The 15,385-nt window shown below is 59.7% G+C and carries 15 protein-coding genes; 4 read left to right on the forward strand and 11 right to left on the reverse strand.

The window, feature by feature from the left end; translation table 11 throughout:
- Nucleotides 1-3 precede the first annotated feature (3 nt).
- Nucleotides 4-2,325 (reverse strand): efflux RND transporter permease subunit, encoded by a 2,322-nt coding sequence (locus tag METAC_RS22865; RefSeq protein ID WP_051335806.1) that lies wholly within the window; start codon nucleotides 2,323-2,325, stop codon nucleotides 4-6.
- Nucleotides 2,326-2,803: 478 nt separating this feature from the next.
- On the opposite strand from METAC_RS22865, the gene METAC_RS0108105 reads away from it, so the two are divergent.
- Nucleotides 2,804-4,006, forward strand: coding sequence for an acyl-CoA dehydrogenase (locus tag METAC_RS0108105; protein ID WP_026606630.1), 1,203 nt, complete (start codon nucleotides 2,804-2,806; stop codon nucleotides 4,004-4,006).
- Nucleotides 4,007-4,019: 13 nt separating this feature from the next.
- Here the strand turns inward: METAC_RS0108105 and METAC_RS0108110 are convergent, their stop codons facing one another.
- From METAC_RS0108110 to METAC_RS0108120, 3 genes are all read right to left on the reverse strand, one after another.
- On the reverse strand, nucleotides 4,020-4,565 hold the full coding sequence (locus METAC_RS0108110; RefSeq protein ID WP_026606631.1) for a gamma carbonic anhydrase family protein: 546 nt from the start codon (nucleotides 4,563-4,565) through the stop codon (nucleotides 4,020-4,022).
- Nucleotides 4,566-4,668: 103 nt separating this feature from the next.
- On the reverse strand, nucleotides 4,669-5,064 hold the full coding sequence (locus tag METAC_RS0108115; RefSeq protein WP_026606632.1) for a DUF3126 family protein: 396 nt from the start codon (nucleotides 5,062-5,064) through the stop codon (nucleotides 4,669-4,671).
- Nucleotides 5,065-5,175: 111 nt separating this feature from the next.
- On the reverse strand, nucleotides 5,176-5,943 hold the full coding sequence (locus METAC_RS0108120) for an alpha/beta fold hydrolase (protein WP_026606633.1): 768 nt from the start codon (nucleotides 5,941-5,943) through the stop codon (nucleotides 5,176-5,178).
- A 216-nt stretch (nucleotides 5,944-6,159) separates the two neighbouring features.
- Between METAC_RS0108120 and METAC_RS0108130 the strand changes: the two genes are divergently transcribed.
- Nucleotides 6,160-6,390, forward strand: coding sequence for a DUF2093 domain-containing protein (locus METAC_RS0108130; protein ID WP_026606634.1), 231 nt, complete (start codon nucleotides 6,160-6,162; stop codon nucleotides 6,388-6,390).
- A gap of 50 nt (nucleotides 6,391-6,440) precedes the next feature.
- Here the strand turns inward: METAC_RS0108130 and METAC_RS0108135 are convergent, their stop codons facing one another.
- The 3 genes from METAC_RS0108135 to METAC_RS0108150 form a co-directional block, all read right to left on the reverse strand.
- Nucleotides 6,441-7,862, reverse strand: a complete 1,422-nt coding sequence (locus METAC_RS0108135; protein WP_026606635.1) for a 3-deoxy-D-manno-octulosonic acid transferase — start codon at nucleotides 7,860-7,862, stop codon at nucleotides 6,441-6,443.
- A gap of 70 nt (nucleotides 7,863-7,932) precedes the next feature.
- Complete coding sequence (locus tag METAC_RS0108140) at nucleotides 7,933-8,172, reverse strand: DUF4170 domain-containing protein (protein ID WP_026606636.1); 240 nt, start codon at nucleotides 8,170-8,172, stop codon at nucleotides 7,933-7,935.
- A 267-nt stretch (nucleotides 8,173-8,439) separates the two neighbouring features.
- Nucleotides 8,440-9,279, reverse strand: a complete 840-nt coding sequence (locus METAC_RS0108150; RefSeq protein ID WP_245257446.1) for a 3'(2'),5'-bisphosphate nucleotidase CysQ — start codon at nucleotides 9,277-9,279, stop codon at nucleotides 8,440-8,442.
- 378 nt (nucleotides 9,280-9,657) lie between these two features.
- Between METAC_RS0108150 and METAC_RS0108155 the strand changes: the two genes are divergently transcribed.
- Both METAC_RS0108155 and METAC_RS0108160 read left to right on the forward strand, forming a co-directional pair.
- On the forward strand, nucleotides 9,658-10,191 hold the full coding sequence (locus tag METAC_RS0108155) for a DUF6101 family protein (protein WP_051335463.1): 534 nt from the start codon (nucleotides 9,658-9,660) through the stop codon (nucleotides 10,189-10,191).
- A gap of 90 nt (nucleotides 10,192-10,281) precedes the next feature.
- Complete coding sequence (locus METAC_RS0108160; RefSeq protein ID WP_026606639.1) at nucleotides 10,282-10,545, forward strand: hypothetical protein; 264 nt, start codon at nucleotides 10,282-10,284, stop codon at nucleotides 10,543-10,545.
- A 672-nt stretch (nucleotides 10,546-11,217) separates the two neighbouring features.
- Here the strand turns inward: METAC_RS0108160 and modA are convergent.
- The 4 genes from modA to METAC_RS26390 form a co-directional block, all read right to left on the reverse strand.
- The gene (gene modA, locus METAC_RS0108165; protein ID WP_026606640.1) at nucleotides 11,218-12,054 is read right to left on the reverse strand and encodes a molybdate ABC transporter substrate-binding protein; all 837 of its coding nucleotides are present in this window, start codon (nucleotides 12,052-12,054) and stop codon (nucleotides 11,218-11,220) included.
- A gap of 1,155 nt (nucleotides 12,055-13,209) precedes the next feature.
- Complete coding sequence (locus METAC_RS0108175; protein WP_026606642.1) at nucleotides 13,210-13,641, reverse strand: hypothetical protein; 432 nt, start codon at nucleotides 13,639-13,641, stop codon at nucleotides 13,210-13,212.
- A 197-nt stretch (nucleotides 13,642-13,838) separates the two neighbouring features.
- Complete coding sequence (locus METAC_RS0108180; protein ID WP_156898142.1) at nucleotides 13,839-14,288, reverse strand: hypothetical protein; 450 nt, start codon at nucleotides 14,286-14,288, stop codon at nucleotides 13,839-13,841.
- Nucleotides 14,285-14,677 carry a flagellar protein FlgN gene (locus METAC_RS26390; RefSeq protein WP_156898143.1) on the reverse strand — a complete coding sequence of 131 codons (393 nt, stop codon included), beginning with the start codon at nucleotides 14,675-14,677 and terminating at the stop codon, nucleotides 14,285-14,287. Before METAC_RS26390 ends, METAC_RS0108180 begins: the two co-directional genes overlap by 4 nt.
- Nucleotides 14,678-15,385 lie beyond the last annotated feature (708 nt).

The raw sequence follows: 15,385 nt of genomic DNA on the forward strand, positions 1-15,385 counted from the left end.
AGCTCAAGCCCCTTGCTTTTGGACGCCGCGCCTGCTCGCCCACCATGAGCCGGCGCGACGCTCCAACCGGAACAGGAACATAGCGGTCGGCCTCAAAATCAAAAGGTCCGCGACGAGCGCCGCCATCATGGCGAAGGCGCTCAGCCAACCAAAAAGGCGCAAGGACGGCAAATCGGAAAACACCGTGACGGCGAGTCCGCAGGCGAGCACGATCGAAGTGAGAATAAGCGCCGGGCCGACGAGGACCGTGGCCTGCTGGACGGCGACCCCAGGATCTGCGCCGGGCTCGTCCTCCAGCCGCAGCCGGTTGAGAAAATGGATCGTCGCGCTGAGACCGAGCCCGAATGAAACGGTCAAGGCGACGATGCTCGCGAATTGCAGGCCCTGCCCCATCGCCTGGAGCGCCGCGCCAGCCGCGACAACCGGAAAAATTCCCGGCAATATGCTCGCGAAAGTCACAGCAGCGGAGCGAAACGCGGCGCCGATAAAGACGGCGACGAAGACGAATTCCAATGTCAGGCCGCGGTTCAGTTTGGCGATCATGTTGGCGCTGTTGCGGGCGGCGATCGCAGATAGCCCAGTCACAGAGACGACATAGGCCGGATGAGCGCGCCGAACGTCGGCGAGCGACAGATTAAGCGCATCGACCACGGGAAGCAGCTTGCTGGCGTCCGCATCCGGAATGCGGCCGGAGACGATCACGGCGTCGCGGTTCTCGGAAATAAACCGGCGGGTCAAATGTTCCGGCAACAAGCCGACATATTGCTTGAGGAGGGCGACATCCTCTTTGCCGGCCTTCTCCGATAGCCAGCGGCGCAAGGTTTCAAGCGACCAGACATTGCCGACGCCGGTCTGGCTCTCGAGAATCGCATGAACTTCGGCAATCAAATCGAGTGTTTCGGGCGCGTAGAGCGATGCGCCTCGGGGCAGTTCGATCAAGACGTCGATCGGATTGGCGCCGGCGAGCTTGGCGTCGAGGCGCCCGCTCGTCGCCACCGCCTGTTGCTTGTCCGGCACCTGATCGGCGAGACGGTAGCGTGGTTCGAGAGTCGCATAGATGACGCTGAGGCCGGCGACCGCGAGAAGCCCGATCAGGCTGTAGAGTCCGGGACGGCTGACCATGCGCAGCGCAATGAAAGCGCAGAAGCGGCGGAGGATGTCGACGCCGAAATCCGCCGCTTGAACCTTAGCGGCAAAGGCCGCTTCATTGGGCAGGAACAAAAGGCCGAGCAGCGGCATGAGCATTAGGACCGCCACGAGCGCGATGAGAGTCGCGATCAAGCCCGCCTCGCCGAATGTGCGGATCAGATCGGAATCGGAAAAGAGCAGCGCGAGGAAGGACAGCGCCGCCGTCGCATGCGTGAGGATGCAGGCCGGACCGACGACGAGGACGGCGTTGCGCAGCGCCTGCCTCTTGCTCTGGCCCGCCAGCAATCGATCGCGCGCGGCGAAGGTCAGCTGCATGCTGTCGGAAAAGCTGATGACCATGATGAGCGGGGTCATCACATTGAGAAACATGTTGAGGCGAAAGTCCATCCAGCCCAATGCGCCGAGGGCGAGCAATATGGCGATCAACGGCGGCCCGGCCGCTACGACCATAAAGGACGCGCGGCGGAAGAAAACAATCGCGATGAGACAGCCGGCGGTGAAGCCGATGGCGTTATAGACGACCCGGTCGCGCTCGACGGCGTTGCGAATCTCGAGCTGCATGACGGGAACGCCGGAGAGCTCCGCCTTCAATCCGGCCCCGTCCAAATCCTCGGCCATCGTCTTGCGGATTTCGCCGATCGCGTCCCTGAGCCTGTCGCTGGAGACCACCGAAGGGTCGAGCGCGAGGACAACCAAAGTGAGCTCGCCGTCCTCGGACAGAAGCTTGCCATGGATGATGTCATTGCTCTTCACGCGGCCGACGAGTTCTTCGAAGGCGTCGCCTTCCGGCAAAGGATCGGGAAACAGGCGCGCCGGAATTGCGCCGCCGACTGGCGCTTCGCGCACCGAAAAGATCGAGATGAGGCCGCGAACGCCGTCTACGAGCTGCAGGTCGGTGACGAGGTCGCGCAGCTTATCCAGCGAGTCCCTTTCAAGCAGCGCCGCGCCCTCGACAACGACCAGCACGTCGAACTCGCTTGAAGGAAAGCGCCGCGTCGCGTTTTCATATTGCTTGAATTCCGGCGAGTCGGAGCGAAAGAGCTGGCTGAGCGAATCATCGATTTTAATGCGCGCGACGCCGAAACCGGCGGCGATCGCCAGCGCCAGAGCGATCAGCGTGATCGCCAAGGGAAAGCGAAGCGGAACGAGTCCGATGCGCTCAAGGCCGAGCGCCAGCGCGTGGTCCTTTCTGCCGGGCCGGCTCTCGCGTTGCTCCGACCCTCGGGCTCCGGCCCGATTCGATTGTTTGGCGCTTTCGATCAGCACGAGCGTCTCCGAATCGCTCAAGGGTAGAGCGGGACGAGGAAAAGCAGGCGAGCGGCTGTGCGCCCGCGTCCTACTTAAGGAATATAGGAAATGACCACTTTATGAATCTGGGCGCGTTCCATCCAAATTCATTGTGATCCAAAAACTCCCTTAGGATTTGCGACATGCCTTGACTAGGGCTGGCCTCCGCGTTTGGCCCCGTCCGCCGGCTTTCCCGCAAGGGCCAGCCTTCCACGACAATAGGCCCCGCTGATCGCCCCCTTGAGCTCGACGATCAGCGTAATTTGCGACGATTGCCGCCGCGTTCAATATAATTCCGCGTGAAAACGCACGGGACGGCGCTCCGACCGTCCTGTGCGGCGAAAGCGCGGCGCGAGGAGAAGAAACCATGCCGCCAGTCGAAGCCGAGTCCAAAAGCCCATTCGCATGGAGCGATCCGTTCGATCTCGACGGGCAGCTGAGCGAGACGGAAAAGCTTGTGCGGGATTCGGCGCATTCCTTCGCGCAGGAGATTTTGCTCCCGCGCGTGACCGAGGATTATCTCGAGGAGCGATTCGACCGCACGATCATAGCGCAAATGGGCGCGCTCGGCCTTCTCGGCGCAATGATTCCGCAAGCCTATGGCGGCGGCGGGGTCGGCTATGTCGCATATGGGCTCGCCGCTCGAGAAGTCGAGCGCGTCGACAGCGGCTATCGCTCGGCCATGAGCGTGCAGTCCTCGCTCGTCATGCACCCGATCTTCGCCTATGGCGACGAGGCGCAGAAGGCGAAATATTTGCCGAGGCTCGCGACCGGCGAATGGATCGGCTGTTTCGGCCTCACCGAACCGGAATCCGGGTCCGACCCGCAAAGCCTGCGAACCCGCGCCGAAAAGATCCCGAACGGCTATCGCCTCGTCGGCGCCAAAACCTGGATCACCAATAGTCCTCTGGCCGATGTCCTGATCATTTGGGCGAAGTCGCAGGCGCATGGGAACGAGATCCGCGGCTTCATCCTGGAGCGCGGAATGAGTGGGCTCGCGACGCCCGCGATCTCACGCAAGCTTTCGCTTCGCGCTTCCGCGACGGGAGAGATCGTCATGGATGGAGTCGAGGTCCCGGAGGGCAATCTCCTGCCCTATGCCGAGGGACTCAAAGGGCCCTTCGGCTGCCTCAACCGCGCCCGCTTCGGCATCGCATGGGGGACGATGGGCGCGGCCGAAGCCTGTTTCGACGCAGCTCGGCGCTACGCACTTCAACGCCGCCAATTCGGGCGGCCGCTCGCCGCCAATCAGTTGATCCAGAAAAAACTCGCCGACATGCAAACCGAGATCGCGCTCGGCCTTCAAGCGGCGCTGAGAGTCGGTCGGCTGCTCGAGGACGGCCGGCTTGCGCCAGAGGCCATATCCCTCGTCAAGCGCAACAATAGTGGCAAGGCGCTCGATATCGCCCGCATGGCGCGCGACATTCATGGCGCAAACGGAATTTCCGCCGAGTTTCACGTCATGCGCCATCTCGCCAATCTCGAGACCGTGAACACCTACGAGGGGACGCATGACATTCATGCGCTCATCCTCGGCCGCGCGATCACTGGCCTGCAAGCGTTTTCCTGACGTCCCGGCGGCCTTAGACCGGCGGCGAAGCATCCAATGCGACAAGGCCCTTGGCGAACCTACGCCAGTTCGCGACGTAATGCTCCGCGCTTTCGCGCAGACGCTGGGCCGAGGCTTCGTCGAGCTCCCGCACGAGCCGCGCCGGACTGCCTACGATCAGCGAATTATCCGGGAATGATTTGCCCTCCGTGACCAAGGCGTTGGCGCCGACAAGGCAATTGCGGCCGATGCGCGCGCCGTTCAAAATCACGGCCCCCATCCCGATGAGGCTGTTTTCAGCGATCACGCAGCCATGAAGCATCGCACGATGGCCGATCGTGCAGCCGGGACCTATGGTCAACGGAAAACCCATGTCGGTATGGAGGACCGAACCGTCCTGAACATTCGAGCCCGCACCGATGAGAATTTCTTCATTGTCGCCGCGCAGAATGGACCCGAACCAGATCGAGGCGTCAGGCTCGAGCCGCACCTTGCCGATGACCTGTGCGTCCGGCGCGATCCAATAGCGGCCCAGCTCCGGCAGAACCGGCGCGACGCCGTCGAGCGCATAAAGGGGCATCCGCACATTCCTTAATCTTCCCTTAATCTTCGAGGCCGATGGCGCGGAAATCCGCGACCTGCAGGCGGCTGCCGATCCTGCCGCCCTAGGCCCTTGGTCGAGCCTAAAACGCGTCCAGGTCGAAATCTAGAATGGCGATCTGCAAGGTGTAGCTCTTGCCTTTGGGATCGTCGGCGGAGATCACGCCGAGAAAATCATCGCCATTGTTCAATTCGACCGAGTCGTTCTTTTTGCCGCGCGGAACGATCTTGAGCTTGTCGGTCTCGAACAGCCGACGCAAATAGTCCTGCAGGATCGGTCGTTCGACCGGAATCTTCATCTCGAAAGCGAAGGATCGGTCGCCATCTTCGTCATCGACCGTGATGCCGCCGATCTGGCGTTCACCAAGAAGAACTTCGGCGTCGTCCGGATTGCGTTTCGCAGGCGCGACCCTGATGCCGTCATTGCCGAGGCTTTGCCGCAGGAAACCCTGCAATTTCTTGAGTTCCGCCTTATCCAAAGAGGCTCTCTCCCTATCCGGCCCAAAGTCAGCCTTTGCCAGAAAAAGCTTCTATCGGCAACGGGAGCGAGCCTGGCTCGCCGCTTCCCGCCGGCCTGGCGGACAAAGGAGTCATGGGCGCTTGTCCAGAAACTCGAGCGCGCCGCTTTTATAGGCCTTGTCCCCGACCGCGCGATTATGATCGCGACCGGGTAGATCGAGGGCGTGACCAGCCGGAAACAGGCTCGCGAGCTTGCTGCCGTCGCCTGCGATTTCATCGAGGCTCCCGGTCGCGACCAGGACCGGAAGATCGATCTGGGCGAGATCCGCCTTCGACAGCAATTGGCGGGCGCCGCGCGCGCAGGCCGCAAGCGCCCGGAGATCGCTTTTCGTCGCTTCTGCAAAAGCGCGAAACTGCCGTTCGATCGGATCGACGAGGTTGTCGAGCGAGGGCGCCTCCATGGCTTCCGCGATCCCCGGCGACAAGCCGCCTCCCTCCACAAGATAATGGCCGAGTCCGCCCAGAATCAGGGAGCGGACGCGGTTCGGATGGGCTTTCGTCAGAAAAGCCGCGATGCGCGCGCCCATCGAATAGCCCATGACGTCGGCGGTCTCGAGATCGAGATGGTCGAGCAAAGCGCGGGCGTCCTCGGCCATGCGCGTCGGACCATAGGCCTCGGGCTCGTAGAATTTCTCGCTGCGGCCATGGCCGCGATTATCGAAGGCGATGACCCGCCGTCCGGCCTCGGTCAGGGTCTTGACCCATTGCGGGAAATACCAATTGACGGCGTGATTCGAGGCGAAGCCGTGGATGAGCAGGATCGGCTCGCCGCGACCGCCGGCCGCCGGCGGCTCGTCGACAAAGGCCAAGCGGGCGTCCGGGCTGAAAAATTCGAGCATTGCCGCTCCAAAAAATTGCGTGAATATCTCCTTGGCCCAGTCCGTCGTTCGGATGTCGCTGGCGAAGCGCCATCCGGCGGAGGAACGCGCCGATGTCCGCGCGGCGCGCGGCGCGCACTATGCCGGGAGATGCGCGGGAGATTTGCCTAAGTAGTGGCATATCGACGAAATTGGGCTAATATACCGTCAAATTCTTTCTCGTAGAGCCCGAATTTGATGAATCGCTTTGAACGCCGTCCGATTTCCACCGGCGAAGCCGAAGTCCAATATCTCGACGGCGAATTTCGAGTCGTGCGTCCAGGGGCCTATGTGCGCTGCGCCGTGACCGCGGTCGCGATCAAGCTTGAGGATCTGCGCTATTGGAGCGTCGACTTGCAAGAGCCATATGCCGGGCCCGAAGCCAAGCTGCAACGGCTCGGCTTGAAGCCTAAGCAACCGGGCGCGTGACAAGGCTGCGATCGAATTGACGCGGGCGGCTTGGTAGCGTCGAAATCAGCTCAAAGAGAGTTCCGAAAGCTGGCGCGCGCGCCGGTCGGCGCAACCATGGCCTGGGCGAGATAGGGCTCGATCGCCAGCATGATCTTTTTCGTCGCGCCGCCGAGCCGCCCCATCGTTTCCGCGGCCGCCCGGGCCATCGCCCTTTGCTCCGCGGCGTCGGAGAGAAGCAAAGCCAGTTCACTCGCGAAGCTCTCGGCATCGAGCACGAGCGCCGCGCCGCCGGCAGCGTCAAGCGCCTCATAGGCGTCGCAATAATCTCCAACATCCGGACCGTGCAAGATCGCGCACCCGAGCTTCGCCGGAAAAATCGGATTTTCGCCGCCGCCTCGGCAAAGAGACTTCCCGAGAAAGACGACCCCCACGGCGCGATAGAACAGGCCGACCTCGCCAATGGACGAGGCGACATGAACGTTCGCCAAAGCGTCGCGCGATCGGTCGTTCGCATCTTGCCGCGCAATGGGCGGAACCGAGGCCCCCTGCATTGCGTCCGTTGCTCTCCCGCGAATTCGAAACCAGCTCCTCCTTCCAGTTTGAGGGCGATTTGAATCGAAACCGTCTCGCGGCGGCCCGTCCTGCTGGGCGCGAAGAGCGATGTCGAATTCTCGTTTCGCGCGACGCGGCGCGATAATCGTCAGAAGATCGGGGAAGTGACGCGCGACGCGGCGATGGACCTCGAGGACAACCTCCTCCTCGCCGGGATGCGTCGCGGCGGCGAGCCAGGCAGGCCGCGCGCCAAGCTTGGCGACGAATTCCGCCAAAGCTGCAGCGTCGACCGGCGGCGGCGCCAAGTCGTAAATCACATTTCCCGTTGCCTGCACTCGCTTCGCGCCAAAGGCCAAAAACCTTTCTGCGTCGGCGGCGGTCTGCGCCATGCAAAGATCGACAGAGCTCATCAATGCGCCGATCGGGCCGGGGATTTTACGCCATAGCAAAAATGATCGGGGCGAGAGCCTCCCATTGACCAGCGCTATTGGAATGGCGCGGCGGCGGGTTTCAATAATCAGATTCGGCCAAATCCCGGCCCCAGCGATGAGAACCATATCCGGGCGCCAATGATCGAGAAATCGCGCCACGAATTTCGGAACATCGAGCGGCGCGAATTGATGTACGGATTTCGGCGGCGGCCTCAGGCCGAAGAACGATCCGGCGGAGGCGTCGCGCGTGGTCACGAGCACGCTGTACCCGACCGACCCCAATTTCTCGACGAGCGGCGCCAGAGCCATGACCTCGGCCGCATTGGCCGCCGGCAGCCAGATCACGCCGCCCTCGGGCCGATCTAATGAGGGACGGCCAAGGCGCTCCCCGAGGCGTTCGCGATTCTCGCGCCCGAAATTCGCGCGCCAGTGCAAAATCAACGGACCGAATAGGCCGAGACAGGCGCTGGCGACCCAGTAGAGACCCAAAAGTGGCGAACGAGTCACGACCGGACCGGAAGACGCGCCATGCTTCGGGCGCGCGATTGGCGAACTAGGCGATCGAGCTTCTCAGCGCTCACTTTTCGCCTTTCGCCGGGTCCAGCAGGCGATGCAAATGCGCCACGAAATAGCGCATATGGGCATTATCGACGGTCGCTTGAGCCTTGCTTTTCCACGCTTGCACCGCGGATGCGTGGTCGGGGAAAATGCCGACGATGTCGAGCTTGGACAAGTCACGAAACTCGGTCCCGTTCAGGTCCTTGAGCTCGCCGCCGAATACAAAATGAAGAAGCTGCTTGTCTTGGTCCGTAGCCATGTGATCTCGATCCGATTGTTTACATTTGGCGTCGGGCGCGCTGTTCTCGGCGAAGGCTTCCGTCTCGATCGCGCCCCGTCAGCGAATGCGCGCCGATATCGAATCGACGCGCTCTTGGGCGCGGGGCCGGGCGCAGGCCTCCGACGCGTCCTGAGCTAATAAAATCATCCGAGCGCAAAGCAATTGCGCAAATTTGGCTGATTGGAGCCAATTGCGGAAAATTCGGTCGGTCTTATCGATCAGAGTGCGCCCCCGCCTCGCTCAGCGTTAATCCGCGATTGCCCCCATCGCGCGCCGGGCCGCCGCATTCACCTCCGCATGGATCTGCGCGGGAGCGGCGGTGAGCACGCCATGGCGCGTTTCGCCGCGATTATAGACAATCGCGCATCCATCGAGGCTTGCCAAGCGTCCTCCCGCCTCTTCGAGGATTAGATCGGCGGCGGCGATGTCCCAATCATTTGAATTTTGAGACGCAAAACCGGCGTCTAGCGCCCCGGACGCAACCGCGGCGATTCGCATCGCGAGCGAAGGAATGCGCGGCTGCAGCTCGAATTCAAGCCCCGCCCGACGCAAGTCGGCCGCGAGCGTCGCCGGCGCCGCCACCCTGGCGCCCGCCCGAAGCGCGCGCAGCTTCGAGACTTCGATGGTCTTTCCATTGAGCCGCGCGCCGCCGCCCCTCACGGCTACATAGGTCTGCGCTAAGGCCGGGGCGTGAACAATGCCGACTAAAGGCTTGCCATTGCGCACCAGGGCCACGGCGACGGCCCACACGAGGTCGCCACGAGCGAAGCCGCGCGTCCCGTCGATCGGGTCGACGACGACGACGAACTCCTTCGCAAGGCGGGCGGACGTATCCTCGGTCTCCTCGGAAAGCCATCCAGCCTCCGGCAGCAGAACGCCGAGCCGCTCTTTCAAGAACCGGTCGACAAGCAAATCGGCTTCCGTGACGGGCGATCCGCCGGCCTTGTGCAAAACTTCCGCGCTCGTCTTTTCACCCGGCCTAAAATAGGCGAGCGCCAATTCGCCCGCGCTCCGGGCGGCGTCGGCAAATGACGCAACCAAGTCATCGGCATGCGTGATCGAGGACAAATCGGTTCGCCGGGACATGAGAATGTGAGGCTTCATTTAGCCTTTTGCGGCGCCGCAAACAAGCTCGGGCGGCATTTTCGGCCCTATGCCCGCGCAAGACCGAATGACAAGCGAGGGCGTTTGAATTCGAACCGCGACTAGACTACGCCGAGCGATTTCGACGCATTCCCCAATCACTCCCGAGCGGCAAGGCGCCCTTGCCCTAGACACAAGCTGAAACCAAATAAATTCAAAGTTTATCTCAACGACTGGCGCCGAGTTTAACGGCTTTGCGCAGGCGTGGTCACAAACCAATCAAAAAATTTTAGATTTGATTCACCAGAGACGTTAGCAAATTCGATGCTCTCTCGGCCCAGAATAAGGTTCAAATCAGAAGTCCAAACTCAGGCCCACGCAATGACCCAAGCCGTGCTGAATGTCGGAACCAGAGATGAACTCGCTGCGCGGGTCGCCGACGATCCGCGCGCCGACGGCGGACGGCGCATGGTCTTGCTGGGGCCTCGCTCCATCACGATCAAGCGGCGCCTTCAGGGCATGAAGATGCACTTGTCCGTGCCCATCGAAAGCTATTGCGGCGTCGCCGTCGCCTGCGAGCTGCGGCCGGAAGGCGCGCTTTATCGCATCCGTCTCGCCCATCGTGATCCGGAGCTTTGCGTGATCTTGAAAGAGACCCGCGACAAACCCGGAATTCTCGACGCTTGGCGACGCTGGGCCGCGTTCTATTCCATTCCAAGGCTCGTCGAACGCGCCGCTGGCGAATTGGAGCCGGCAGGTCCGGCAAAGATCGGTCCGGCTTTGGAGCCTCGCCGCCCGAGCCGCCGCCTTCAAACTTCGGCGAAACGGCGCGCGCGGCTACGCCTCTCTGCGCCACCCCGCGCGACCGCTCGGCTTGTCCACCGTAGAGAGCGCGAGATTATTTGCTACGAGTAAGCGGCGCGCGGCTGCCCAGACGACCATCTTGGCTCAACTCATGCCTCCCTTCAAAAGACAAGCGGATCGCGCGAAATAAAGGGAGATGCCATGGATATCGAGATCGACCCTCTGATGGCGGCCGGAGTCCTAGCATGCACGGCGCTAACCGACGCAGCCTATGTGCTGTTCACCGCGGCCGTCGTCGCCAGACGACGGATCGGGGCGGCAAATTGGAGCGGGATCTGGTACTTGCTCTCGGCCTTCGCCGTGATCAGCTATACGCAGCACGCGATTTACGTCCTGTTTGCGGCCGCAGGCTCATGGATCGGCGCATTCGCCTCAGTAACATGGCTACGGCGTGGACCACCCTGACCGATACATGCTGAAGCCTCGGAAGATTCAGGTGCCGTCAATACTGCGATATGCGTCACGATTCAAGTAAAACGCTCGTCGTCCGACACGATCGCCATAGCGCACCAATCGCGACTAGAGTCAAAGTCCAACGCCAACGCCGAACAAACTTTTAATCGATAGTATCGCCTTTGCGCCACGCCTCTCCCCTCCCCACTATCGCGCTTGCCGCCATGTTAAGGAAAACTGACGCGAATAGCATTCTCGACTGCCAACGGCCCATCACGCAGAGGGAGACTACATCCTCCACCCAAGCCGACTCAATATGCGCGGCATTTCAAAGATTGGCTTGACGCTTTGACGACATGTCTCGGATTCTGCGCTCCAGACGCCTACCATCGATATTTTGCACCGCGGAAACCGTATCCCTCTCGTCGCGACGGAAATTCGTCATCCAATCGAGCTTGCCGACTCACCGGCCCGACGTCCGGAATCCAGGCCGATCCCACAGCCATCCACCAATGCGGACTTCACTTGAAAGCGGACATTCGACCAGGCCCATTCGGGCCAACGACCTTGTCCCCGTCTCCCGTCCTGTCGCGCCGCCTCTAGAACAGCCGCATTTGCCAACACGATCAGGAGCATTCAATCCGGCCTCATGCCGCCACCGAGACGGCCCAACCGCAACACCGCTTATTTCGAAAGAATCGTGAAACCCTGCCCCGCTAAAATCTTTGTCGCGGCTTGCGAGGAGAGAAAAGCGACAAAACGAACCGCATCCGGGTTCTTTGACGAGTCGACAAGCGCAACCGGATAAATAATCGGGCTATGCGACGATTCGGGAAATACGCCGACCACTTTGACTTTCGGTTCGGCCTTAGCGTCTGTCGAATAGACGATTCCGAATTTCGCTTCCCCCCGCGCTACGAGGTTAAGCGCATTGCGGATATTGTCGGCCTGCGCGAGCTTCGGCTCGACTGCGGTCCAAACGCCCAACTTCTCCAGCGCCTGCTTGGCGTAAATGCCGCCAGGACATGCGTCTATGGTGCAAACCGCCACCTTTCCGTCGCCCGTCGCGCCAGCCAAATCGAAACCCGGCGCTATCTTGAGATCGACATTGGCGTCCGCGGGTTCGACAAGAACAAGCGCGTTGCCGAGCAGATTGCGCCGCGTACCGGAACGAAGCAATTTCGCTTTGTCGAGATAGTCCATCCAATTCAAATCGGCCGAAATGAAAACATCCGCTGGGGCGCCCTGTTCAATCTGCTTCGCCAGAACCGCGGAAGACGCGTAGACAATCGGCGGAGCCTTGCCGGTCTCCGCAGTCCAGACTTCAGCAATCGCATCGAGCGCAGTCTTCATGCTGGCCGCGGCAAAGACCGTCGGTCCGACGCCTTTAGCCTTTGCGCCGTTCTTGGCTTTCACGGCTACGCCCGGATCTTCGGCCCAGCTCAACCCCGGCGCAGCGACCGCTGAAACTGCAATGGCGACAACCAACGCATTAAGCCATCGGCGCGAAGCTCCGAACATATATCGCTCCTATTCTCAAGAAGGTTCAGCTTTGGACGACGCGACGTTTTACGCTTACGCCCGCCACTCAAACTGGCGCGGCATCATCGTTCGCACCGCTTTGGAAAGGTCGCCAATGTGCTCCCCGGAATATCTCGCCCAAGACAATTGGCTCACTCGCAGGAGCGACCCAAGGCTGCAATCAGCCGGCTCGAGGGACGACCGAAAACGAACTTCTTCCCTGCATCTCCACGCTGCGGAGTTAAACAATATCGCATATGATACAGGTCTCGCAAGTGCGGAAATAAAAAACATTCGACACAGGCAAAACAACGCCCAAACGTCAAAACGACGCTACCCGCTGGACCATCGCCGTTCCATGAACGATAGATCAGGAATTTCGAGCCGAATTCGTGCCTAAAAAACCCCGCCACCTCACCGAGCCTGTTCCGCGATCAAACCCTTAGCCGTCACAACCACCCATTGAATTCCACGCCTTTGAATTGAAAGAACGCGCCCGGCATCCGGCAGAAGAGCCCCCGGCCTTACGGCATATGCCCCCTTAGCGCCTTGCACGATCGCCAGGCCATCGTGAACGAAGCGCACGACGTATCCTTCGATCAAAGCTTCTTGATCAGCGGCATCCCCAATGGCCCCCCGCGCACTCCCGGACGCATGCTTCCCACCCGCCGCCTCAAATCGCGTTCCAACAGGGCGAATCGATCCTGTCGAATTAAAATCGACGCCCGGGCTATTTCTTAGGACCCACTCCTCGGGTTCCAGCCTCCCACCTGGCCTAACCGGCTGCGCAAACAAATTCAAATGTTCCGCTCCCCCAAATGTCGGATCGCCGCTCTCCCGAGACAACATATATGCGGCGAAGACCGCCGAACTCAAAGCCGCCCCCACGCCCACCGCCGAAAGGCCTTCATCAAGAGTGGGAAATCTAAAGCCCTTTCGCCTACAAAAACCGACATCATGAAGCATCGGGCCACTCCACCGACTCTACAAAAAGCTCTCGCCCACCAACACTCTTCGACGCCGCCTTCAGAATCCGCATCTATCCATAAATTTGCACCGACGCCGCCGACGCCGCATCACATTGATGTTGCGCGCCCCGTTCCTTAGCTCCGCACCGAAATTCGAAACGCCTCAAATTATCCTGCCGCCGATGCCTCAAGCAATGAATTCCCGCGCATCCTGCAATGAAGGAAAGCGCCGACGCCCTAACATTGTCTCCACCTCAACGCTTCCATCATTGAAGAGAACATAAGCCCGATCCTTAACCCAACCACGCTCGACTATTTTCCTTTGATGCGCAATTTGTGGCGCTTCACCATTGGTCACCGACGTCATCGTCCGAGTTAGGACAGCTTGAAAAAACCGATTTAAAGACCCAAATCCTAATTGTAGAGAGCCAAGAATAGCTATTCCAAAGCCGCTAACGATGCCGCATTGGGCAATGCCGGCGACATTTAAGACCCGCCCTGAGAGAACCCGCCCGGACGCGACGCCGAACAAATCGATCGGATCTGCGACAAAAAACAACAAGCCCCAGGCCAAAACAACGATCGCCAATCCTAGCCAGGTCAATTTGTCGATGCTCATCAACGCCACCCCTATAACGTCATAACTAAAGGCACAACATTCAACCACGCCAACTTTTGAGCCTTAACGCGGCCTTGTACTTCGATACGAAACGGACTTCCGACGACAGCAATTTAGGCAAGGGCGTCACATCCAACACTGTGTTCGGATAGGCAACATCTTTGCCGCCAGATAGAAATTCACGCCTTCCGATCTATTCACTTCGAAACCTCCCGCTTCGACACATAATTTAGCTCCTCGACCAAGATGTCCTTAACGAGATCAACCCCCAGACGACCATTGACCTCGCGGACGAGTTGCCGTGTCATCGCCCCAATGTCGTATTTCTCGAGATGATCAAAATCCATTTGCTCTGAATACAAGACGCGAAACGTCGCATCCGCAATGAGCGCCTCGGGCGGAATCGATATGCTTTTCGCGCGCTTACCGTCAATAAGATAGGCTAATTGTACAACAACATAGCCTTCAACAACCCCATTAACGATGATTGGCACGTTAAACGGAGCAGATCGATGACGTTCAACTCCATCAAAACCATTATTGGATGCGATATTTTTCTTCTGAGGAAAAAGGTCAGTTTCGCCGACATAAATCGAAATTGCCGTCGCTAGGCCGATCCAAACACAGCTAACGATAACTCGGCTCACTTCGTGTTTCCCTTCCGAATTGAAGACACCGAATATGTGCCGTCTGACTCATGATCTTGGATCGCGCGCGCGATACTGACTGAAATCTCCCCCACCGCACGCAAATGGAGATGCAAGACTGCTAAATTACGCTCTAGTTGCAATCGCAACGGGTGCAACCGCGCCACCACGTCTTCTTCGCACCGTTCAGAACCAGCTATCCGCATCGCGCTACGAATACGACACAACTCAAGCAACGCATAGCTCTTTTCATGGATAAAATCGTGCAGCGCAAAATGTCGTCCATGACACAAAACTTCGCCTTCACGCTCTAGCGTTCGTTCAAGGCGCTCCACGACTCCAAAAAACGCCAAGACCAACGCCGACGATCGATTAAATTCCTCAACCACTAATTGTCGCGCGGGTTCCCGATCCTTCCGCCTCCGATTGCAATCAACAGAGTTTGGCGCGCCATCAAATGCCCCCATTTCAACGTCCCGCCTGTCGCCAATCGAAGAACTGACGCTTAACTCTTCTGGTCTTGTTATTCGCACCGGTTAGCTTCGCAAACTTCTAATGACCGCATCAAATCCGCTTCCGTCCATTCCTGGACGCCCGTGGGCGGAGCCCGCGCCACCTTGCCTCCCAATTCCGAGATCGACAGACTTCCCAACCTCGGAAGCCAAATGTTCTGCCAACATAGATCGCCAAATCTCGCCTGCTGTCCCATGCCCAAATACTTCAGCTGCATCCGACGGGAGCATCGCCTCAATGACCTTTTGCAAGATCAACTGCTCCAGGCCCTTGTACGCCTTGGACTGGGCATCGCCATATCGTTTAGGCGCGGCGCTCGCTCGCATCGCAACCGCCAAATGGTCAATAAATTTAACGCCGTCGCCTCGACTCACAGCTGTCGGCTGCCCGGTTCCCCTCAAGCCGCAATCAATGCCGCTCCCATAAACAATTCGATTTTGAGGTCCGCAGCCACCTACGTCTAACGCTCCCCCTCCGCGAACAGAGCCAGCTGCGCTTACGACATCCATAATCAGGTCAGACGTCGGCTGAATTGACACGCAATGACCTCAATCGGCGAATAAGATGATGAATTCTTACCAATT

Source organism: Methylocapsa acidiphila B2 (assembly GCF_000427445.1).
Taxonomy (GTDB): domain Bacteria; phylum Pseudomonadota; class Alphaproteobacteria; order Rhizobiales; family Beijerinckiaceae; genus Methylocapsa; species Methylocapsa acidiphila.